Annotated in this window: 15 protein-coding genes; 6 read left to right on the plus strand and 9 right to left on the minus strand. The window is 64.5% G+C overall.

Annotated elements, in window-relative coordinates; translation table 11 throughout:
• Positions 1-83: 83 nt before the first annotated feature.
• On the plus strand, positions 84-4181 hold the full coding sequence (locus tag GKZ68_RS22200) for a metallophosphoesterase (protein WP_254244034.1): 4098 nt from the start codon (positions 84-86) through the stop codon (positions 4179-4181).
• Positions 4182-4305: 124 nt separating this feature from the next.
• Here the strand turns inward: GKZ68_RS22200 and GKZ68_RS15740 are convergent, their stop codons facing one another.
• The 3 genes from GKZ68_RS15740 to GKZ68_RS15750 all read right to left on the minus strand — a co-directional run bounded on the left by GKZ68_RS15740 (position 4306) and on the right by GKZ68_RS15750 (position 9258).
• Entirely contained in the window at positions 4306-6420 is a 2115-nt protein-coding gene (locus GKZ68_RS15740; RefSeq protein WP_173116431.1) for a molybdopterin-dependent oxidoreductase, read from the minus strand.
• Between the two features lie 75 nt (positions 6421-6495).
• Complete coding sequence (ppk1, locus tag GKZ68_RS15745) at positions 6496-8646, minus strand: polyphosphate kinase 1 (RefSeq protein ID WP_254244035.1); 2151 nt, start codon at positions 8644-8646, stop codon at positions 6496-6498.
• Between the two features lie 114 nt (positions 8647-8760).
• Entirely contained in the window at positions 8761-9258 is a 498-nt protein-coding gene (locus GKZ68_RS15750) for a histidine phosphatase family protein (RefSeq protein ID WP_173116433.1), read from the minus strand.
• Between the two features lie 267 nt (positions 9259-9525).
• Between GKZ68_RS15750 and GKZ68_RS15755 the strand changes: the two genes are divergently transcribed.
• Positions 9526-9903, plus strand: a complete 378-nt coding sequence (locus tag GKZ68_RS15755) for a peroxiredoxin family protein (protein ID WP_367949171.1) — start codon at positions 9526-9528, stop codon at positions 9901-9903.
• A gap of 90 nt (positions 9904-9993) precedes the next feature.
• On the opposite strand, the gene hflX is transcribed toward GKZ68_RS15755, so the two are convergent.
• On the minus strand, positions 9994-11334 hold the full coding sequence (hflX, locus tag GKZ68_RS15760) for a GTPase HflX (protein WP_173116435.1): 1341 nt from the start codon (positions 11332-11334) through the stop codon (positions 9994-9996).
• A 40-nt stretch (positions 11335-11374) separates the two neighbouring features.
• Positions 11375-11671, minus strand: a complete 297-nt coding sequence (locus tag GKZ68_RS15765) for a cytochrome c (protein WP_173116437.1) — start codon at positions 11669-11671, stop codon at positions 11375-11377.
• A gap of 129 nt (positions 11672-11800) precedes the next feature.
• Here GKZ68_RS15765 and GKZ68_RS15770 point away from each other — a divergent pair, with 129 nt between their 5' ends.
• Positions 11801-12952 (plus strand): glycosyltransferase family 4 protein, encoded by a 1152-nt coding sequence (locus GKZ68_RS15770; RefSeq protein ID WP_173116439.1) that lies wholly within the window; start codon positions 11801-11803, stop codon positions 12950-12952.
• Between the two features lie 14 nt (positions 12953-12966).
• Positions 12967-13515 (plus strand): dTDP-4-dehydrorhamnose 3,5-epimerase, encoded by a 549-nt coding sequence (gene rfbC / locus GKZ68_RS15775; RefSeq protein WP_173116441.1) that lies wholly within the window; start codon positions 12967-12969, stop codon positions 13513-13515.
• Between the two features lie 7 nt (positions 13516-13522).
• Here the strand turns inward: rfbC and murF are convergent, their stop codons facing one another.
• Entirely contained in the window at positions 13523-14824 is a 1302-nt protein-coding gene (murF, locus tag GKZ68_RS15780; protein ID WP_367949172.1) for a UDP-N-acetylmuramoyl-tripeptide--D-alanyl-D-alanine ligase, read from the minus strand.
• A 204-nt stretch (positions 14825-15028) separates the two neighbouring features.
• On the opposite strand from murF, the gene GKZ68_RS15785 reads away from it, so the two are divergent.
• Complete coding sequence (locus GKZ68_RS15785) at positions 15029-17368, plus strand: FG-GAP-like repeat-containing protein (RefSeq protein WP_173116443.1); 2340 nt, start codon at positions 15029-15031, stop codon at positions 17366-17368.
• 11 nt (positions 17369-17379) lie between these two features.
• Here the strand turns inward: GKZ68_RS15785 and GKZ68_RS15790 are convergent, their stop codons facing one another.
• On the minus strand, positions 17380-18177 hold the full coding sequence (locus tag GKZ68_RS15790; RefSeq protein WP_173118488.1) for an amidohydrolase: 798 nt from the start codon (positions 18175-18177) through the stop codon (positions 17380-17382).
• A 97-nt stretch (positions 18178-18274) separates the two neighbouring features.
• Positions 18275-19438: a methionine aminotransferase gene (locus GKZ68_RS15795; RefSeq protein ID WP_173116445.1), complete on the minus strand. Its 1164-nt coding sequence runs from the start codon at positions 19436-19438 to the stop codon at positions 18275-18277.
• A 141-nt stretch (positions 19439-19579) separates the two neighbouring features.
• On the opposite strand from GKZ68_RS15795, the gene GKZ68_RS15800 reads away from it, so the two are divergent.
• On the plus strand, positions 19580-20005 hold the full coding sequence (locus tag GKZ68_RS15800; RefSeq protein ID WP_173116447.1) for a hypothetical protein: 426 nt from the start codon (positions 19580-19582) through the stop codon (positions 20003-20005).
• Positions 20006-20088: 83 nt separating this feature from the next.
• On the opposite strand, the gene msrA is transcribed toward GKZ68_RS15800, so the two are convergent.
• Positions 20089-20772 carry a peptide-methionine (S)-S-oxide reductase MsrA gene (gene msrA / locus GKZ68_RS15805; protein ID WP_254244036.1) on the minus strand — a complete coding sequence of 228 codons (684 nt, stop codon included), beginning with the start codon at positions 20770-20772 and terminating at the stop codon, positions 20089-20091.
• Positions 20773-20826: the final 54 nt, after the last annotated feature.

A 20826-nucleotide genomic window follows, 5' to 3' on the forward strand; every position in this document is an offset into this window, starting at 1 on the left:
ATGGAGCGGCCTGCTGCCAGCAGAAAGCCTTGAGTTTTTGCACTTTCCTTATGACCCCGCCGGTGGGTCGTAATTTTGTTTCTATGACGCTCTTTTTCCGCCTTTTATTCTGCTTAAGTCTGCTCGCCGCCCTGCCCCGCACGGCCGCCGCGCAGCTTGAGGAGCTGGGCGAAGCCGGTGAGTCCGACTTCAACCCCGTCAATCCCAAGCCCAACTACCGGGGCAAGGCCCTGGGCTGGGAAAAAAACCTGCCGCCCGATTCTAGCCGCCTGCGCTACTCGGTGTTTCTGATTGGCGACGTGGGCAATCCCATCCCGGCCGACAAGGGCGGCGAGCCCTCGCTCAACTTCATGCGCCAGCAGATGCTGCAGGCCGGCAGCAAGAGCGCGGTGGTATTTCTAGGCGATAATATCTACAACCAGGGTATGCCGCCCGAAGGCGCCTACGACCGCAAGATTGCCGAGGGCCGCCTCAATACCCAGCTCAATATTCTGAAGGGCTACCAGGGTGAGAAATACATGGTGCCCGGCAACCACGACTGGATTCAGGGCTACAAGGGCGGGCTAGCCCAGGTAAACCGCGAGCAGGCCTACGCCGAGCACTACCTGGCCCAGGACTCGACCGAGTTCTCGTATACCGGCGACTTTCTGGTACCGCGCGATGGCTGCCCGGGGCCCTACGAAATCCGGCTGCGCGACGACCTGGTGATGATTGCCATCAACTCGCAGTGGTTTATTACCGACCAGGCCAACCGGCCCTTTGGCGAGGCCTGCGGCGCCGATACCGAGGAGGAAGTTTATGCTCAATTAGAAGAGGTTATCAAGCGCAACCAAAGCAAGCACATTCTGATTGTGACGCACCACCCGCTGTTTTCGGATGGTATTCACGGCGGCTACTTCACGTTTGCCGACCACGTATTTCCGCTCAGCATTGTGCAGAAATACGCCTTTTTGCCGCTGCCCGTCATTGGCTCGGTGTATCCGCTAGCCCGCAAGTACGGCGGCATTGCCCAGGATTTGGCCTACCCGGCCTACCAGGATTATAAGAAGAACCTGCGCGAGCTGTTTGCCAAGTACCCGAACGTGATTTACGCCAACGGGCACGAGCACAACCTCCAATACTACGACGACCCCGGCAGCAAGGCGCACTTCATCACGAGCGGCTCGGGCTGCAAAACCCAGCACGTGAAGCCCGGCAACGGCGGCGACGCGCTGTTTTCGGACAAGGAAAAGGGCTTCGCCCGGCTCAATTATTACGACGACGGCCAGGTGTGGGTCGAGTACCTCATTCCGAGCGATGCCGACAAGGGCCAGACCGCCCGGCGCGTGTATCGCCAGCAGGTGTATGCCGAGCTGGGCCGGGGCACCCTGGCCAGCGCCAAAAAAGGCCCCGGCAGCGCCGTAAACACCACCAAGCCCGACGCCGGCCCGGCGCAGGGCACCCGCGCCCCCGCCGGCACCGCCCAAACCGTGAAGGGCAACCAGAGCCGCGACGACCTCGACAATGCCGCCTCGACCGGTACGCCCAACAAGCCCACCGGGGCGCCAGTGGTGACCTCGGCCGCCCCGCGCCCTGATTATAAAGACAGCACCGTGACGGTGGCCGTGAACCCGGCCTACAACCAGCACGGCAGGTTTCACAACTGGCTGCTCGGCGAGCACTACCGCCGCGAGTGGGCCACGCCGGTGAAGTTCCCGGTACTCGATATTAAAACGGCCGAGGGCGGGCTGATACCTTATAAAACGGGCGGCGGCAAGCAAACGGCCTCGCTGAAAGTGCGCAACGAAGACGGCTATTATTTCAAGGTGCGCGGCATCGATAAAGACCCCGCCGCCGTGCTGCCCGAGAATTTTCGGACCGGGCTAGCCAAGGCCGTGCTCCAGGACCAGATTTCGGCTCAGCACCCGTATGCGGCCTTTGTGCTGCCGCCGCTGGCCACGGCGGCCGGCATCCTGCACACCAACCCGCGCTATGTCTACATCCCCAACGACCCGGCGCTGGGGCAGTACCAGCAGAAATTTGCCAATACGCCCGCCTCGCTCGAAGAAGACGCCAAGGGCAGCCAGGATACCGACGCCTCGCTCGGCTACGCCAAGAAGCTCGTGAGCACCGACAAGATGCTTGAAAACCTGCTGGAAGACAACGACAACCAGGTGGACGAGCCGGCCTTTGCCCGCTCGCGCCTGTTCGATATGTGGATTGGCGACTGGGACCGCCACGAGGACCAGTGGCGCTGGGCGCAGCGCAAAACCAAGGACGGCGACAAGATTTACACCGCCGTGCCCGAAGACCGCGACATTGCCTTTTTTAAGGGCGATGGCGTGCTGCCCACGCTCATTTCCAAGAAGTTTGCGGTGCGCAACTTCCAGAATTTCGGCTATGACTACGGCGACTACAAGGGCCTCAACCAGACCGGCCTGAGCAACGACCGCCTGTACCTGAGCGGGGTGAGCCGTGAGGAATGGGTGAAACAGGCCGAGATTATGAAGGCCCAGCTAACCGATGAGGTGATTGAAAAAGCTTTCCGCGATAAGTGGCCTAGCCAGATTTATGCCGAGCACGGCGCCGAGATTGTGGCCAAGCTCAAGAGCCGCCGCGACCTGCTGCCCGACGTGGCCCGCAAGTACTCCGACCTGATGAGCGACATCGTGGAAGTGCGCGGCTCGCAGAAGCGCGAGAAATTTACGGTGACGCGCCTGCCCGACCACAAAACACGGGTGGTGATGCAGAAAATCAGCAAAAAAGGCCAGCTCACCAAGGTGCTTTACGACCGCACCTTCGACCGCGTAACCGATGAGATTCGCCTCTACGGCATCAGTGGGCGCGATATTTATGACCTGAGCGGCGACGAGCGCCAGGGCCACAAAATCCGCATCATTGCCGGCACCGGGCGCGATTCTATCGTGGACGACTCGCGCGTGGCGGGTATGCGCCACCGCACCCAGATTTACGACGCCGACACCGGCAACGTCATCATCAACAAGCTCGGCGAGGCCCGCCTGCGCCTGGAGCCGGGCGTGGACGTGAGCCGCTACGACCACCCGCACCGCTTCGACCTCAAGGACTACCGCCTCAACTACACCGGCCCGGCGCTGTTTTTTGGCTATAATATCGACGATGGCTTTCTGCTGGGCGGCGGCGTTACGCACCGGCGCTACGCCTTCCGGCGCGAGCCCTACGGCTCGGAGCAGAGCCTGACGGCCAACGTGGCGCCGGCCCGCAGCGGCGCGTTTAACCTACGCTATATCGGGCAGTTTACGAGCGTATTCGGGGGCAAAACCGACCTGCACGTGGCGGCGCAGTACTACGGCCCGCAGCTACTCTACAACTTCTTCGGCATCGGCAACAACACCCAGAACTACGCCAAAGAGCACGAAGGCAACCCCACCAACCGCTCGGTCAACAGTGCCTACCGCATCCGCTTCGACCGCTTGTATATAGCGCCCACTTTCGAGCGCAAGCTCTTCACCTTCGGCACCTGGGGCATCGGGCCGCAGTTTGAGCGCTTCCGGGTGATGGACGACCAGATTGGCACCGTTATCAGGGACAGTATCGGCGCTGATTTGGAGAACCGCCATTTCGGCATTCGCAACTCCGACTTTCAAGCCAACACCTACCTCGGCGGGCTGGTCTACCTCAATCTCGGCGCGCAGTCGTCGCCCAAAGACCCACGCATTGGCATTCAGTGGCACAACGAGGCGCAGTATAACTTCCAGCTCAACGGCGAGCAGCTTACCTACGGCCGCATCGCCTCCGAGCTGAAGGCCTACCTCACGCCCAATTTCCCGTTCCGCATCACCTACGCCGGGCGCGTGGGCTGGCAGCACAACATCGGCGACTACCGCTTTTACCAGGCCAACACGCTGGGCGGCACCACCAACCTGCGCGGCTACCGCCGCACCCGCTTCGCGGGCCGCGACGCGCTCTACGGCAACTTTGAGGCGCGCCTGCACCTGTTTAAGTTCAACGCCTACCTGTTCCCCGGCACGTTCGGCATCATGGGGCTAGCCGACGCCGGCCGCGTATACTCGGCGCAGGATACGCGCAGCGGCCTGCAGGCCTTCCACACCGGCTTCGGCGGCGGCGCCTTCGTCAATATCCTCGACACCACGGTTATCAACGTCACCTATTCGGTAGGCGAGGAAAAGCTGGTGTATGTGGGGTTTGACTTTTTGTTTTAAGTATTGGCGCAGGTCGAAATAAAAAAGTAAAAGTCCCTTAGTGCATCAATGCACTAAGGGACTTTTACTTTATAGTCAATAAGTTAACCTGTGAATCAGCGTTAACTATCAGCTTTCAAGCTCACTATCCCTCCACCCACACCGGCTCGCCGCTGAGCGCGGCGTTGCCGGTGAGCGCATCGAGGCGCTGGTCGTCGGTGAGGTCGTTGAGGCTGGCGCCGGGGTGCTGGCTAGCCACGGCCAGGCGCAGGCCGGCGCGCTGGTGGCCGTAGCCATGGGGCAGGCTGACCACGCCGGGCATCACGGCCTCGGTCAGCTCAATGGGCACTTCGATGCTGCCCACCCGCGAGCGCACCCGCACCAGTTGGCCGGCGGTGAGGTGGCGGGCGGCGGCATCGGTGGGGTGTAGGTGCAGGGTGCAGCGGTTGCGGCCCTTGATGAGGCGGGGCAGGTTGTGCATCCAGGAGTTGTTGCTGCGCAATTCGCGGCGACTAATTAGCAGCAGTTGCTCGGGTGCCAGGGCTAGCGGCGCGGCCAGGGCCTGCCGGGCGCGGGCCAGGTCGCCGAGCAGCAGCGGCGGGGCCAGGTTAATGCGCTGGCCGGCCGTGCGCAGCGTGTGCGGCAGGCGCGGCTGCAAGGGGCCGAGGTCTACGCCATGGGGCTGCGCGCGCAGGGCGGCCAGTGAGAGGCCGGCCGGGCCGTAGGCGCCGTAGCGCAATCCCAGGTCGATTTTAGCTTCGGGATTTTCCGGGGGCGCGGCGGTGGCCGGGTCGTAGGCATCGCCGGTTTCGAGGCGCTGGCGCAGGCCTTCAAAAATCTCCCAGTCGTAGCGCTGCTCCGCCGTTTTCTCAACCAACGGCTCGGAGTAGCGCGCCGTGTTGCGAATGGCCAGGGCGTGAAACGACACGTCGTAGTGTGCCGTTTCGAGGCCCGTGGCGGGCGGCAGAATGTAGTGGGCGTGGCGCGTGGTTTCGTTGAGGTAGATGTCGATGCTCACCATAAAATCGAGGCTAGCCAGCGCCGTGTCGAGCTGGCCGCCGTTGGGCGTGCTCAGCACCGGGTTGCCGCAGCTCGTGACCAGCGCCCGCAACTGGCCGGGGCCGGGCGTGCGGATTTCCTCGGCCAGGCAGGCCACCGGCAGCTCGCCCATAAACTCGGGCACGCCGCGCACCCGGCTGCGGTAGCGGTCGTAGCGCTCATACGCCTGAGGCTTACCCAGCAGGTCGAGGGCGGGCGTGGCAAACATGGCCCCGCCCGGCTCGTCGAGGTGCCCGGTGAGAGCGTTGAGCACGCTCACCAGCCACAAGCACAGCCCGCCAAACTCCTGCACCGATACGCCCACCCGGCCGTAGCACACGCCGCGCCCGGCGGCGGCCAGCTCGCGCGCCAGCCGGCGCGTGGTGTCGGCCGCCATGCCGGTGCGGCTAGCCACCTGCTCGGGCGCAAAGTCGGCCACGGCGGCGGCGGCCAGCTCGGCCAGGCCATCGAGGCAGTCGGCCAGCCGGCCGGGCCGCACCAGGTTTTCGGCGAAGAGCGTGTGCACCATCGCCAGCAGCAGAAACACGTCGGTGCCGGGCCGGATGAAGTGGTGCTCGTCGGCGCGGGCGGCGGTTTCGGTGCGGCACGGGTCGATGACAACCACCCGGCCGCCGCGGGCCTGAATGGCGCGCAGGCGGCTAGCCACGTCGGGCGCCGTCATCAGGCTACCGTTGCTAACCAGGGGGTTAGCCCCCAAAATCAGCCAGTAGTCGGTGCGGTCGAGGTCGGGCACGGGCAGCAGCAGCGGATGCCCGAACAGCTGCCAGGCCGCGAAGTGGTGCGGCAATTGGTCCACGGACGAGGCCGAGAACAGGCTGCGCGAGCCGAGCGCCTTCAAAAAGCCCGGCATCGACAGCTGGGTGCCCGAGTTGTGCACCGTGGGGTTGCCGGCGTACCAGGCCGTGGCGTGCGGGCCGTGAGCGGCGCGCACCGCCCGCAGGCGGGTGGCCACCTCGTCGAGCGCCGTGTCCCAGCTCACTTCTTCCCAGCCGGTGGCGGTGCGGCGCAGCGGCCGGCGCAGGCGGTCGGGGTCTTCGTATATATCCTGCAAACCCAGGGCTTTGGGGCAGATGTGGCCCCGGCTGAGCGGGTCGGCCTTATCGCCCGCGATGCGCAAAATCCGGCCATCCTGGTGCGTGATTTCGAGGCCGCAGATTGCCTCGCAGAGGTTGCAGGCGCGGTAATGCGTTTCGGGCGTCATAAGGGCGGGAATGAGCGGGAAAAGATACGGCCAGCCGCGCCGCTAGCCCCTTTCCCCGCTCATTCCTTCCCCTGCCTACTGCACCTTGCGGCGCCGCCGGGCCAGCTTTTGTAAGTAGGTGCGCTCGGCTTCCTGCGCCCGCACCACCGGCTGGCCCTCGGCGGGCAAAATGTAGTGATTGTCGAAGTCGCGGGCTTTCACGTTGTCCTGGCGCTCGAGGTCGAGCAGGTGGCGGATTTCGGCGCGTAGCGTGTCGTCGAGCAGCGGGAAAGCCACTTCCACGCGGCGGTCGAGGTTGCGACTCATCCAGTCGGCCGACGATACGTAGACTTTTTCCTGGCCGCCGTTGCCGAAGACGTAGATGCGGGCGTGCTCCAGGTACCGGTCGAGCAGGCCGCGCTGGCTGATGGTTTCGCTCAGGCCGGGCTCGCCCGGCACCAGGCAGCCAATGCCCCGGATAAGCAGTTCGATGCGCACGCCGGCCTGGCTGGCCGCGTAGAGCGCGGCAATCATGCCGGGGTCTTCCAGCGAGTTCACTTTCAAGATGATGTAAGCATCCTCACCGTGCTTGGCGCGGCTGGCCTCGGCGGCGATGAGCTTGAGCAGCTGCTTGCGCAGCGTGAAGGGCGCCACCAGCAGGTGCTGAAGGTGGCCCGGCTCCTCACCGGTGATAAAGTAGCGAAACACCTGGTCGACCTCGGCCGTGATATCGGGGCTGGCCGTGAACAGGCCGTGGTCGGCGTAGAGGTGGGCGGTAGCCTCGTTGAAGTTGCCCGAGCTGAGGTAGGCGTAGCGCTGCGGCTGGTCGTCGGCCTCGGCGCGGCGCGTAATGAGCAGCAGCTTGGCGTGGCACTTGAGCTCGGGCGGCGTGAAGATGACGTGCGCGCCGGCCCGCTGCAATTTTTCGGCCCAGTGCAGGTTGCTTTCCTCATCAAAGCGGGCCTTTAGCTCTACTACCGCCGTCACCTGCTTGCCGTTTTTCACGGCTCTGAGCAGCGCCTTCACCACGGCGCTTTTGGGTGCCACGCGGTAGAGCGTGAGGCTGATGGCGCTCACGCGCGGGTCGTGGGCCGCCTCACGCAGCAGGCGCGGCACCACGTCGAAGCTCTGAAAAGGCGGATGCACCAGGTGGTCGCGCCGGGCAATGCTGGGCAGCAGCGGGCCGGTGCGCGGCAGGCTGGGGTGCGGCAGCTCGGTCCAGGCCGGGTTCAGCAAATCGCGCCGCCCAAAATCAGGAAAGCCGAAAAAATCGCGGAAATTGTGGTAGCGGCTGCCTTCCACCAGCTCCTCGTCTTCAATGCCGGTTTTCTGCTTGATGGCCTTAAGCACGCTCTTGGGCGTGGCGGGGTCGAAGAGCAGCCTAGCCGGGTAGCCGGTGGCGCGCTTGGCCAGGCTGCTCTTGATTTTGGCCATGAGGTCGCCCGAAATTTCTTCCTCAATATCCAGCTCGGCATCGCGACTGAGCTTGATGGCATTCACCTGCACCCGCCCGTAGGCCGGAAAGAGGCTAGCCGCGCCGGCCCGCACCACGTCGTCCAGAAACAGCACCAGGTGCGGGTCGTCGGCGGTGCCCGCGCCGCCGGGCAGGGCCACGAAGCGCCCGCCGTGCCGCTTGGTGGGCAGCTCCATGATTACGACGCGCTCGGCAGTGGCCTTTTTGGCTTTGCCCTTGCCCGCCGCCGGGCTAGGCAGCGGCTGCGTTAGGTCGAAGGTCAGGTATACGGCCTGGTCTTTCAGAAAAAGCTGGTGCAGCGTATCGTCGAGCACGATGGGCGAGAGCAGGTCGCGCACGTTCTCCTGGAAGTAAGTTTTCACCCAGTCGCACTGCGCCTCGGTCAGTTCCTCGGCGGTAAGCAGCCGAATGCCCGCGCCTTGCAGCGCGGGCAGCAACACCTCGCGAAAGGTGCGGCCAAACTCCTCCTGCTGGCGGTGCACTTCGGCCAGCACCTCGGCCAGCAGGCGCTTGGGGCTGCCGCCGGGCAGCTGGGCGCGGGTTTTCTTCTTGAGCTTGACCAGCCGCCGCAGCGTGGCCACCCGCACCTTGAAAAACTCGTCGAGGTTGGCCGAGAAGATGGCCAGAAACTTGAGGCGCTCGAGCAGCGGCACGGTGGGGCACTGCGCCTCTTGGAGCACGCGGGCATTAAAGCGCAGCCAGCTCAGGTCGCGGGCAGGGTTTTCATTCAGGAAGGTGGTGGGTGGAGGATAGCGCATACGGAAGAACGTCATGCTGAGCTTGCCGAAGCATCTCTATCACGCCGCTAGGGTCACTAACCCCAGGAAGTGGCAGAGATGATTCGGCAAGCTCAGCATGACGCTCCTTTCTGACTAACTGCCTTGTGATTAACTGCTCTTTGGGTAGTCGTAGAAGTAAAACTCGGCATTGGCCGGGCCGGCCTCGGCCCAGTGCTCGACCTGAAAGCGCACGCACACTACGGCCGCCGTGGGCAGCTCGTGGGTGAAGCTGTTATGGGGCAGCAGGTAGTTGGCCGTGTCGGTTATGGTGGGGTTGTGGCCGGTGAGCATGGCCGATTCGGCCGCGTCGGGCAGGTCGCGAATAACGGCCAGCTGCGAGTCGAGGTCGGCCTGGTAGAGGCAGGGCTCAACCTGAATCTTATCGTGCGGGTAGCCCAGTTCGCGGGCCACGAGCACAGCCGTGGTCATGGCCCGCACGGCGGGCGAGCTCACGAGCAGGTCGAGGGCAATCTGGCGCTTGGCCAGGGCCTGGCCCATGGCGGGGGCGTCGGCGCGGCCCCGGTCGTTGAGGGGGCGCTCCTGGTCACTAAGCTCATCAAAGCTCCAGCTCGACTTGGCGTGGCGCATCAGATACAGGGTTTTCATGGTCGCAAGGGCTTAATCAGCGCTAAACTAGGGCCGGGCCGGGCAGCGACGTATATTGCCGGCATCAAAACGAAGCTAACCGCTTGTTGACAAGCATCTTTCACCCGGTCTTATGAAAACATTACGCACGCGCGGCGGCCTGCCGGTGGCCCTGGCCGTGCTGGCCCCCACCCTCTCGCTAGCCCAAAGCGACGCCTACACCGTGCGGGGACAGCTGAGGCGTTAGCCCCCGATTTTACCCAAAACGATGCCAACGGCAAGCCCGTATTGCTGCGCGACTTCCGGGGCAAGTACGTGCTGGTCGATTTCTGGGCGAGCTGGTGCGGGCCCTGCCGGGGCGAAAACCCCAACGTGGTGGCCAATTACAACCAGTATAAAACGCGCAACTTCACCGTACTTGGCCTGTCGCTCGACCGCGAAAGTGGCCGCGACGCCTGGCTCAAGGCCATCGAAACCGATGGGCCAGCCTGGACCCAGGTATCGGACCTTAAATTCTGGAAAAACGACGTGGCCCAGCTCTACGGCATCCAGGCCATTCCCCAGAATTTCCTCATCGGCCCCGACGGCCGCATGGTGGCCAAAAACGTGCGCGGCGAGGAGCTGGGCAAAAAGCTGGCCGCCGTGCTGCCCACCGCCGCGCAGTAGGGCTAGCCACCAGCCCGCAGGCAGCAGGCAGCATTAAAAAAGGCCGGTCAGTGGTGACCGGCCTTTTTTAGTGGCAGCAGCCTAGCCAGGCTATTCGCCGTAGCCGGCCGCGAAGTGCGGAAAGCGCTTGGCGGCCAGCTCGCCCACGCGGCGGGCCAGCAGCTCGCGCAGGGCCTCGATATTTTCCTTGTTTTGGGCCGAGATGAATACCACCGGGTCGTGCATGCGGGCCATGTATGTTTCCTGCAATTGCTCGAGGGGCGGGCGCGGCGCGGCCTCGTGCTGGTCGGTGGGCCACTCGTCGTCGCCGGGTTCGGCATCGAACTGCAGCGCCGGGTTTTCCTCAGCCTTGTACTGGTCTATCTTGTTGAATACGAGCAGGGCGGGCTTGTCGGCCGCGCCAATTTCGCGCAGCGTTTCGTTCACCACCTCAATGTGCTCCTCGAAGGCCGGGTGCGAAATATCCACGACGTGAATCAGCAAATCGGCCTCCCGGATTTCATCGAGCGTGCTCTTAAAGCTCTCAATGAGCTTGGTGGGCAGCTTGCGGATAAACCCTACGGTATCAGACAGTAGGAAGGGCACGTGGTTGTCGAGCACCACTTTGCGGGTGGTGGCATCGACGGTGGCGAAAAGCTTGTTTTCGGCAAATACCTCCGACTTACCCAGCAGGTTCATTAGCGTGCTCTTGCCCACGTTGGTGTAGCCCACCAGCGCCACCCTGATGGTATTGGTGCGCGTCTTGCGCTGCGTAACGGCCTGCTTGTCGAGGTCTTCGAGCTTCTCTTTCAAAAAAGCAATGCGGTCGCGCACAATGCGCCGGTCGGTCTCGATTTCCGTTTCGCCGGGGCCTTTCATGCCCACGCCGCCGCGCTGCTTGTCCAGGTGAGTCCAGAGGCCGGTGAGGCGGGGCAATAGGTACTGGTACTGTGCCAGCTCGACCTGCGTGCGCGAGGTGGCCGACTTAGCCCGCAGCGCAAAAATATCGAGAATGAGCAGCGACCTGTCCACGATTTTCACCTTCAGCTCGGCCTCCAGGTTGCGCAGCTGCGAGGGCGAGAGGTCATCGTCGAAAACCACCATGCTGGTTTTCTCGTGCGTCACCCAGGCCTTGATTTCGGCTAGCTTGCCCTCGCCCACGTAGCTGCGGATGTCGGGCTTGTCGAGCTTCTGCACAAAGCGCTTGGTGGCCTGCGCCCCGGCCGTTTCAATCAAAAAAGCCAGCTCGTCGAGGTACTCGGTCGTCTGCGCGTCGGTTTGGCGGCGCGGGGGCACGCTCACCAGCACGGCGGTTTCAACTTCCTTAGCCGTTTCGTAGGTCTTGGTTTTGAGCAGGCGGTCGAGCTTGGTATCGCGCCGGGCGGGCGTGTGGTCGGTAGCGCCCACGTGGCGGGTGCTACCCTGGCCGTTGTTGTCTTTAGATTTGGACATAAAAAGCGGAAAGCGACGGCGGCCAGCGGCCAGCCCGGCGCTATTTAAGCGTGAGAGAATAGGCAACGACCTCCTCAATCTGGGCCGGCGTCAGGGTTTTGCCAAAGGCCGGCATCTTACGCATCCCGTTGGTGACCAAGTAGGTGCGTCCGAAGGCGTTGAGGTTACTCTTGGTCAGGTCGTGGGCACCGTTGCGGCCCAGGCGGCCGTCTTGGCCGTGGCAGCGCTGGCAATTCTTTTGAAACAGGAGCTGGCCGGGCGCGGGCGGCGCGGCCTGCGCCGCGCCCGCCCCGGCTAGCCCCGCCAGCAGAAGGCCGGCAATTTTAAAAACATTCATTACGGAAGCATAACGCAAAAACTGTCCCGAAAGTAACCGGCCCGGCCGCTTTATAGCGGGCGGGCCGGCATCTAGCCCGACCTTTGCGCCGTTTTAGTGCTTTTTCTGCTTTCTGTCCCCCGCTAGCCCGTGCGCGTTGCCCTCGTCATCAATACCTCCTGGAACATCTGGAATTTTCGGCGCGGCCTGGTGCAGGCCCTGCAAGCGGCCGGCCACGAGGTGCTGGCCATTGCACCGCCCGATGCCTATTCTGGCCGGCTGGAAACCGAATTGGGCTGCCGCTACGTGCCCATCCTGATGGAAAATAAGGGTACCAACCCCATCAAGGATGCCCAGCTGACGCGGCGCTTCGTGGCCGTGTACCGGCGCGAGCGGCCCGATGTGGTGCTGCATTTCACCATCAAGCCCAACATCTATGGCACGCTGGCCGCGCGCATCGCGGGCGTGCCCAGCATCAACAACGTGAGTGGCCTGGGCACGGCTTTCATTGTCGAAAACCTGGTGAGCAAGGTGGTGAAGGGCCTCTACCGGCTAGCCTTCCGGTTTCCGGAAAAAGTATTTTTTCAGAATAATGACGACCGCGAGCTCTTTATCCGGGGCGGGCTGATACGGCCGGCGCTCACGGGCCTGGTGCCCGGCTCGGGCGTCGATTTAAACCGCTTCCGGCCCGAGCCGACCGCCGCAAAGGCGCCCGGCGAGCCGTTTACCTTCCTGATGGTGGCGCGGGTGCTCTACGAAAAAGGCATCGCCGAATATTTTGAAGCCGCCAAGCAGGTTCGGGCGGCGCTCGGCCCCGCCCATGTGCGCCTGCAGCTGCTGGGCGCCCTAGATGAGGCCGGCGGCGTGGGCGTGACGCGCGCCACCTTCGAGCAGTGGCTGGCTGAAGGCAACATCGACTACCTGGGCACCAGCGACAACGTGGCCGCCCACCTGCACCGCGCCGACTGCGTGGTGCTGCCCAGCTACCGCGAAGGCACCCCCAAAACCCTGCTCGAAGCGGCCGCCTGCGGCAAGCCCCTGGTAACCACCGACGTGCCCGGCTGCCGCGAAACCGTGCAAAATGGCCGCAACGGCTACCTCTGCCAGGTACGCAATGCCGCCGACCTGGCCGATAAGCTTCTGACCGTGGCCCAGCTGCCGCCCGCCCGCCTAGCTGCCCTGGGCGCCGCCAGCCGCCAGCTGGCCGAAGAAAAATTTGACGAGCAGCTGGTGCTGCGCCAATACCTCGACGCCGTGGCCGAGGCCGGCCGGGCCCGCCACCCTAGCGCCCTTCGGGCTTAATTTCGCCGCTACTTATGGAAGTTATCACCCACGCACTGCCGGGCTTGCTGGAGTTCCGGCCCCGCATTTTTGGCGACCCGCGCGGCGCATTCTTCGAGTCGTTCAGCGCCCGCACGATGGAATGGTTGGGCCTGCCCCGCCACCACTGGGTGCAGGACAACCAAAGCAGCTCGAAGGCCGGCACCCTGCGCGGGCTGCATTTTCAGCGCCCGCCCCACGCCCAGGCCAAGCTCGTGCGCGTGGCCCAGGGCCGCGCCCTCGACGTGGTAGTAGACCTGCGCCGCCGCTCGCCCACTTTCGGCCAGCACGCCAAGGTGCTGCTCACGGCCGAGCTAGGCAACGTGTTTTACGTGCCCGAAGGCTTTGCCCACGGCTTCGTAGCGCTGGAAGATAATACCTTGTTTCTTTACAAGTGCTCAGCGTATTACGCACCGGCTGCCGAGGGCGGCCTGCGCTGGGACGACCCCGCGCTGGGTATCGACTGGGGCTTTGCGGGCGAGGCGCTGGTGTCGCCCAAGGATGCCATCCTGCCCACCCTAGCCGAGCTGGCGAGTCCGTTTTAGGCAGGCGTTACAGCTGCGGCAGCAGTGTTTCCAGCCCCATGCCGCGCGAGCCTTTGAGCAGCACGAGCTGGCCGGCTACCGGGTGCCCGGCGAGCCACACGGCGGCGGCCGTTTTATCGGCAAAATGCTGGGCGGCGGGCTGGGCCTGGGCGGCAAGCTGCATCAGCGGGCCGATGAGCAGCACGTTATCCAGCTTCAACTCGGCCAGCAGCTGGCCCAACGCGGTATGCTCGGCTTCGGCACTATCGCCCAGCTCAAACATGTCGCCCAGGATGGCTAGCCGGCCCTGCCCGGCGGCTACCGGCCGCTGCGCAAAGCTGCGCAGCGCGGCGGCCATGCTGCTGGGGTTGGCATTGTAGGCGTCGAGGATGAGGTCGTTGCCGCCGGCCGTGCGCACGAGCTGCGAGCGGTTGTTTTGCGGGTTGTAGCTAGCCAGCGCGGCGGCGACCTGCGCGGCCGGCACGTCGAAATAAGCCCCCACGGCGGCGGCGGCGGCCATATTCGGAAAATTATACTCGCCAGTTAGCTGGGCCGCCACTTCGGTGCCGTCCCAGAGGCGCAGGCGCAGGGCGGGGTCGGCGGCCAGCAGGCTAGCTGGGTAGGTATCGGCCGGACCGGGGTAGCTGGTGCGTTGTGGCACGGGGCTAGCCAGGGCGGGCAGCTTGGCATCGAGGGTGTTGACGAAAGCCGTGCCGCCGTGGCTGGCCAGGTAGTCAAACAGCTCGCCCTTGCCTTTGGCAATGCCGGCTTCGCCGCCAAAGCCTTCGAGGTGGGCCTTGCCGATGTTGGTGATGAGGCCGTGGGTGGGCTCGGCCCACTGGCAGTAGCTGGCAATTTCGCCCTGGTGGTTGGCGCCCATCTCGACGATGGCGATTTCATGGGTTTCGGGGCGCAGGCGCAGCAGCGTGAGCGGCACGCCGATGTGGTTATTGAGATTGCCAATGGTAGCCAGCACGTTATACTGCTGCGCCAGCACCACGGTCAGCAATTCCTTGGTGGTGGTTTTGCCGTTGGAGCCCGTCACGGCCAGCACGGGGCCGCGAAAGCGGCGGCGGTGCTCACGGGCCAGCGCCTGCAGGGCGGCCAGCGGGTCGGGGGCGTAGGTGTAGTGCGCGGGGTCGTGGGCGGCCAGGGCCTCGTCATCGACCACGGCGTGGCTAGCGCCCTGGGCCAGCGCCCCGCCGGCAAAGTCGGCCCCGCGAAAGCTCGGGCCGTTGAGGGCAAAGAACAGCGTGCCGGGCTGGGGCTGGCGCGAATCGGTGCTAACCTGGCCCTGGGCGGCGAGGTAGTGGTCGTAAAGAGTCATCATTTCAAGACGTAATGAGCCAGGCGTAGTGCGCCATTGGCCGATGCTAGCGGGGCACTGAGCGAGCCGCTAACAATTTGCCCCGCAGCGGGCGCTATTGTTGGCCACTTATTCACTACTCGTTGCTCACTGCTCATTAATAATTATGGGTGCAACTTACGGCCGGGCTGGCGTTGTTAGCCGGTACCGGCTTTTGGGATTTAGCTTATGCGGCGTTCTTTTCTTTTGGCAGGGCTGCTGGTAGGGGTGGCTACGGGCGCGGCGCGGGCGCAGGCGCCGAGCTCGCAGTTTGGCTTCACCTTCGGGAGCGTGGCCAAGATTGTGCAGGGCACCGATACGTTGGCCCAGGCCTGGACGGGCGGCCTCAACACGCCGCAGTTCAGCACCATCGACCTCAACGGCGACGGCCAGCCCGACCTCTTTGCCTTCGACCGCGAAACGGCGCGCTGCTACACCTTTCTGAGCGTGGCCGGGGCTAGCGGCCGGCGCTGGCAGTACGCGCCCGACTACGAGTCGCTTTTCCCGAGTGACCTCTCGGGCTGGGCCCTGCTGCGCGATTATGACTGCGACGGCCGCGCCGACCTCTTCACCTACGCTAGCGGCGGCGACATTCGGGTATTTCACAACGTGGCCAATGCCAGCGGCCGGCCCACATTTACGCTGGCCAACAACCAGTTGTCGTTTCCGGTGGCTAATGGCTACATCAGCAACCTCAACATTGGCTCGTACAACACGCCCAGTATTCAGGATGTGAACGGCGATGGCCGGCTCGACATTCTGACCTACGACTTTGTGGGCTCGACGGTGCTGGAGCTGTACCTCAACGCCAGCACCGGCGCGTGCGGCGGCATCAGCTCGTTTACGCAGAGCACCAATTACTGGGGCCAGCTCCAGGCCTGCGCCGGCACGTGCGCCTCGTACCAGCCGGCGGGCAGCACGGCCTGCGCGGTCTACAAGGTACAGCACAGCCCCGGCCACAGCGTGTTGTTTATCGACCTGAACGGCGACGGCAAGCTCGACGTGCTGGATGGCCGCGACAACTGCCCGCAGCTCACGCAGCTGCTCAATTCGGGTGCCTCGACGGTGGCGGGGCTGGTGGCGGCGAGCGGGGTGAGCAGCGCCTTTCCGTCGGCCGCCGCGCCGGTGAACCTGCCGGTGTTTCCGGCGCCGTATTCGTTCGATGCCAACTTCGACGGCGTGCCCGACCTGGTGGTAGCGCCCAACATGACCGACAACTCGCTCGACCGCGTGAGCATGCGCCACAGCATCCGGCTCTACCAAAACGCGGCGACCAGCGCCGCGGCCGTGCCCAGCTTCAGCCTAGCCAACGACGGCTTTCTGCAAAACGACATGCTCGATGCGAGCGAGGGCAGCGTGCCGGCCTTCGCCGACATCGACGGCGACGGGCTGACCGACCTGCTGGTGGGCAACCAGGCCGACCTCGTAAATGGCTACTACCGCGCCAGTATCTACTACTACCGCAACGTGGGCACGGCCCGCCGCCCGGTGTTCCGGCTCGTGACGGACGACTACCTGGGGCTAGCCGCCGCGGCCGCGCGCACGCCCAGCGTCAAGTTTGAGAGCCTGCGCCCGGCCCTGGCCGACGTGAACCGCGACGGCGCCCCCGACCTCGTGTATTCGGTGTATAACGGCACTACCAACCAGCTGCGCTACATCCTGAACGCGGCCCGGGCCGGCCAGGCCGTGAGCTTCGACCCTAGCCGGGCCAGCTACTTTAAGCCGCAGGGCGCGGCGGGCACCGGCGTGCTGCCGGCCAGGCAAGGCGACACGCCGTGCTTTTTTGACGTCGATGGCGATGGCTACATGGACCTGCTGCTCGGCACCAACGACACCCAGGAGGCGGGTGGCAGCCTGCGCTACTTCCGCAACCAGGGCGCGGCGGCCGGCGGCAACGTGGACAACCTCTTCGTGCTCGCCAACAACAACTACGGCCAGCTACTCGACGCCGGCAGCCGCCCGCCCTACCTGGCCCCGGCGGTGGCCGACTTCGACGGCGACGGCCGCGCCGACCTGCTCGTTCTCGATGGCAAAGGCGCGGTGACGCTCTACTCGGCTTTCCAGGGCCAGAGCGGCACTTTTTTGGGAACCAACGAGCTGTTTCTGAATAATTTCACTAACCAGTACGAGCCGGCCCGGCTGGGCAAAGGCTACGTGCTGCGCTTTGCCGCCGCCGCCGCCGACCTCAACCAGGACGGCGCGCCCGAGCTCTACGTGGGCACCGAAACCGGCGGCCTCGTGAGCTACCTCACGCGCAACCGCACGGTGCTGGCCGCCCGCCCCGGCGCGGCCACCGCGCTGGCCCTCAGCCTCTACCCCAACCCCGCCACCGGGGCCGCCACCGTCGAAACCGCCCAGCCCACCAGCCTGCGCCTCTACGACCTGGCCGGCCGCCTCGTGCGCACCGACGCGCAGTTGGCCCGCACGCGCCAGCTCGACCTGCATAGGCTAGCCCCCGGCCTCTACGTGGTGCAGGCCACGGCCGCCGATGGCACCACCACCAGCCAGCGGCTGGCGGTGGGCCGGTAGGCTAGCCGGGGCTAGCGCTCGTCGCGCAGGTCGAAATGGTCGGCATCGAGCAGGAAGGGCAGCTGCTGGCGCATTTCCTGGAGCGGGGCGGCCCGCAGCGTATGCGTGAGCACGGTTTGCAGGTTGCCGGCCTGGACCAGGTACTCGCCATGAATATTGAGCACGGCCGACTGGCCGGGGTAGTCCAGCCCCTTGCCATCACTCCCCAGGCGGTTGACACCCAGCGTATACGCCATATTTTCGATGGCCCGGGCACGCAGCAGCGTGCGCCAGATTTCGACCCGTGCCTGCGGCCAGTTGGCCACGTACAGCAGCAGGTCGTAGGGTTCGTGCGGGCTGTTGCGGCTCCATACCGGAAAGCGCAAATCGTAGCAGATGAGCGGCCGGATGCGCCAGCCGCGCCACTCTTCGAGCAGGCGGTGCGTACCCGCCGTGTATACCTCGTGCTCGCCGGCCAGCCGGAACAGGTGGCGCTTGTCGTAGGCGCTGTGGCTACCGTCGGGGCGCACCCACAGCAGGCGGTTGTAATATCCTTCGCCATCCTGAGTCAGCAGGCTGCCCGTCACCACGGCATCGTAGCGGGCAGCCTGCGCGCGCAGCCAGTCCAGGGTAGGGCCAGGATAGCGCTCGGCCTGAGCAGCCGCTTCCATGCTAAAGCCGGTGGTGAACATCTCGGGTAGCACTATCAGGTCGGTAATGCCGGGGCCGTGCAGGGCCGATTTCAGCAGGTCGTCGAATTGCGCGCGGTTGGCGGCCGGGTCGTGCCAATGCAGGGTAGTTTGGACCAGAGACACCGTTAAATCATTCATCACAACAGCTAAATTACCGAGCTTGGCCCACGAAAAGCCAAACATAGCGGATAAACCGAAATAGTACAATAGGTTAGTTTTTCCGCTAGCCCTTCAGCTACCCGGCCAACCGGGCCAACCGGCGGGCCGCCGCCTGCAAAGTGGCTGATTCTTTGGCGAAACAAAAACGTACCAGTCCGGCCTCAAAATTATCATGGTAAAACGCCGAGACTGGCACCACCGCCACGCCCCAGGTGCGAGCAAGCTCTTCGGCAAAAGCCAGGTCGCCCTGGGCAGAGAACTGCCCGTAGCCAGCCAGCTGAAAGTAGCCGCCCGGCACGGGCCACAACTCCCAGCCCGCGCCGGCCAGCAAGCCCGCAAACTCGTCGCGCCTGGCTTGGTAAAAGCCCGCCAGGCTGCGGGCGTGCACGTCGCCTGGGTCGGCTTCGAGCACGTCGGCCAGGGCGTGCTGGGTGGGCGTGCTCACGGCGAAGGTCACGAACTGGTGCACCCGCCGCAGCTCGGCCGTGAGGGCGGGCGGCGCCAGGCAGTAGCCCACCTTCCAGCCGGTGGCGTGGTAAGTTTTGCCAAACGACGACACCACGAAGCTACGCGCCCGCAGCACCGGGTGCTGGCGGGCGCTGCGCGGCGCCACCCCGTCGAACACCAGGTGCTCATACACCTCATCAGAGAGCACCAGCAGGCCGGCATCTTCGACGAGGCTAGCCAGCGCGGCCCAGTCTGCGGCGGTGAATACGGCCCCGCTCGGGTTGTGCGGCGAGTTGACCATAATGAGCCGGGTGCGCCCGGTGATGGCCGCCCGCACGGCGTCCCAGTCGGGCCGAAAACCCGGGGCGGGCAGGCGCACGTAGCGCGGCACACCGCCTTGCAGCCGCACGGCCGGGCCGTAGAGGTCATAGGCCGGCTCCAGAATGATTACCTCGTCGCCGGGCCGCACCACGGCCGCCAGCACGCTATACAGCGCCTCGGTAGCCCCGGCCGTGATGGTAATTTCCTGCTCGGGGTCGGGCGCGGGCGCATCGGCTTGCAGCCGCCCCACCTGCGCGCCGATGGCCTGGCGCAGGCGCGGCAGGCCCGGCATCGGGGCGTACTGGTGGCCACCGCTAGCCAGCGAGCGGCGCGCGAGTGCCTCGCGCAGGGCCAGCGGCGGGTCGTAGTCCGGAAAGCCCTGGGCCAGGTTGATGGCCCCGGCTTGCTGGGCCAGCAAGGTCATGCGCGCAAAAATGCTGACGCCGACATCGGGCAGCTTGGATTCTATCATGCAGAGCGAAAGAACGCGGGAAAAGGAAATGATACTCAGAGCCGGCAGGCTTTGCTACTAGATTAGGATTTTGCCGCCAGCCCCGTAATTTTGGGAAAAGTACTTATCCGCCCGGCTTTGGGCCTCGCTTTATCGTTTACTATGTCCATTATTTACCGTACTTCTTTTGTGCAGGTGCGCCACGACCCGGCCGGCGCCACCCTCGAAACTGAATGGCTGGACTTTGCTAATTCCGAGCAATTGCGCTCGGCGCTTACCGAATCGCTGCGCCTGGGCCGCCAGCACCGCGTGCGGGGCTGGATTGCCAACAATACGCTGCTGCGCACCATCCGGCCCGCCGACCAAGACTGGATAAGCCAGGAGTGGTTTCCCGAATTTGCCAAGCTGGGCGTGCAGCGCATGGCCATCGTAGAGTCGCAGGACGCGCTCAACCGCATGGGCATCAGCACCATTATGCAGCGCGCTACCGCGCACACGCCCTTTGCCACGCAGTATTTTGCCGAGGCCGCCCCGGCCCGCCACTGGGCCGCCAGCACCGGCACTACCACGCCCACCCCAACTAAGTAAGCAGCTGCTGCTCAAATAAAAGCCCCGTGCCGCCGACTACTACATCGGCAGCGCGGGGCTTTGCGCTTGGGGCGGGCTAGCCGCTAGAGGCTAGGCAGCGCGGGCTTCAAATCTTGCGGAAACCGCTGGCGCACGTGCTCTACCTTGTGGGCCGACACCGTGGCGATGTAGGGATTATCGGGGTTCAGGCGGAAGTAGCCCTGGTGGTAGTCTTCGGCGGGCCAGAACTGCGTGAAGGGCACTACCTGGGTCACGATTTTGCCGCCGTACTCCTTCGAGGCGTTGACCTTGGCAATGGTTTCGTCGATGATTTTCTTTTCCTCGGGCGTGCGATAAAACGCCGCCGAGCGGTACTCGGGGCCAGTATCGGGCCCCTGGCGGTTGAGCTGCGTAGGGTCGTGGCTGGCGGTGAAAAAGATGTTGGCCAGCTCCTGGTAGCTAATCACCTTGGGGTCGTAGTAGATATTGACCGTTTCGGTGTGGCCGGTTTGCTGGCCCGCCACCTGCTCGTAGCTGGGGTGCGGCACGGTGCCGCCAGCGTAGCCGCTCACCACCTGCTTCACGCCTTTAATTTCTTCAAAAGCCTCCTCCTGCGCCCAAAAGCAGCCGCCGGCAAAGGTGGCCTGGGCTAGCCCGGTGAGGTCTTTAGGCGCAAAGCCGGCCGTAGAAGCCGCTTGAGCGGCCGGGGTTTTGGTCTGTGCCTGGGCCGGCTGCTGCGGGCCACAAGCCACGAGGGCGAGCAGGCCTAGGCCAGAAACGGCTGACAAAAGCTTCGTCATGGGAGTCAAGGAAAAGAAGTAATGAGGTTTATACGCTAACCG

The organism is Hymenobacter sp. BRD128 (genome assembly GCF_013256625.1).
Classification (GTDB): domain Bacteria; phylum Bacteroidota; class Bacteroidia; order Cytophagales; family Hymenobacteraceae; genus Hymenobacter.

What these genes read in the sequence shown, in the direction of transcription:
- GKZ68_RS22200 (WP_254244034.1), top strand. Translation starts at nt 84, where the DNA reads ATGACGCTCTTTTTCCGCCTTTTATTCTGCTTAAGTCTGCTCGCCGCC.
- GKZ68_RS15740 (WP_173116431.1), bottom strand. Translation starts at nt 6,420, where the DNA reads ATGACGCCCGAAACGCATTACCGCGCCTGCAACCTCTGCGAGGCAATC.
- ppk1 (WP_254244035.1), bottom strand. Translation starts at nt 8,646, where the DNA reads ATGACGTTCTTCCGTATGCGCTATCCTCCACCCACCACCTTCCTGAAT.
- GKZ68_RS15750 (WP_173116433.1), bottom strand. Translation starts at nt 9,258, where the DNA reads ATGAAAACCCTGTATCTGATGCGCCACGCCAAGTCGAGCTGGAGCTTT.
- hflX (WP_173116435.1), bottom strand. Translation starts at nt 11,334, where the DNA reads ATGTCCAAATCTAAAGACAACAACGGCCAGGGTAGCACCCGCCACGTG.
- GKZ68_RS15765 (WP_173116437.1), bottom strand. Translation starts at nt 11,671, where the DNA reads ATGAATGTTTTTAAAATTGCCGGCCTTCTGCTGGCGGGGCTAGCCGGG.
- rfbC (WP_173116441.1), top strand. Translation starts at nt 12,967, where the DNA reads ATGGAAGTTATCACCCACGCACTGCCGGGCTTGCTGGAGTTCCGGCCC.
- murF (WP_367949172.1), bottom strand. Translation starts at nt 14,824, where the DNA reads ATGATGACTCTTTACGACCACTACCTCGCCGCCCAGGGCCAGGTTAGC.
- GKZ68_RS15785 (WP_173116443.1), top strand. Translation starts at nt 15,029, where the DNA reads ATGCGGCGTTCTTTTCTTTTGGCAGGGCTGCTGGTAGGGGTGGCTACG.
- GKZ68_RS15790 (WP_173118488.1), bottom strand. Translation starts at nt 18,177, where the DNA reads ATGAATGATTTAACGGTGTCTCTGGTCCAAACTACCCTGCATTGGCAC.
- GKZ68_RS15795 (WP_173116445.1), bottom strand. Translation starts at nt 19,438, where the DNA reads ATGATAGAATCCAAGCTGCCCGATGTCGGCGTCAGCATTTTTGCGCGC.
- GKZ68_RS15800 (WP_173116447.1), top strand. Translation starts at nt 19,580, where the DNA reads ATGTCCATTATTTACCGTACTTCTTTTGTGCAGGTGCGCCACGACCCG.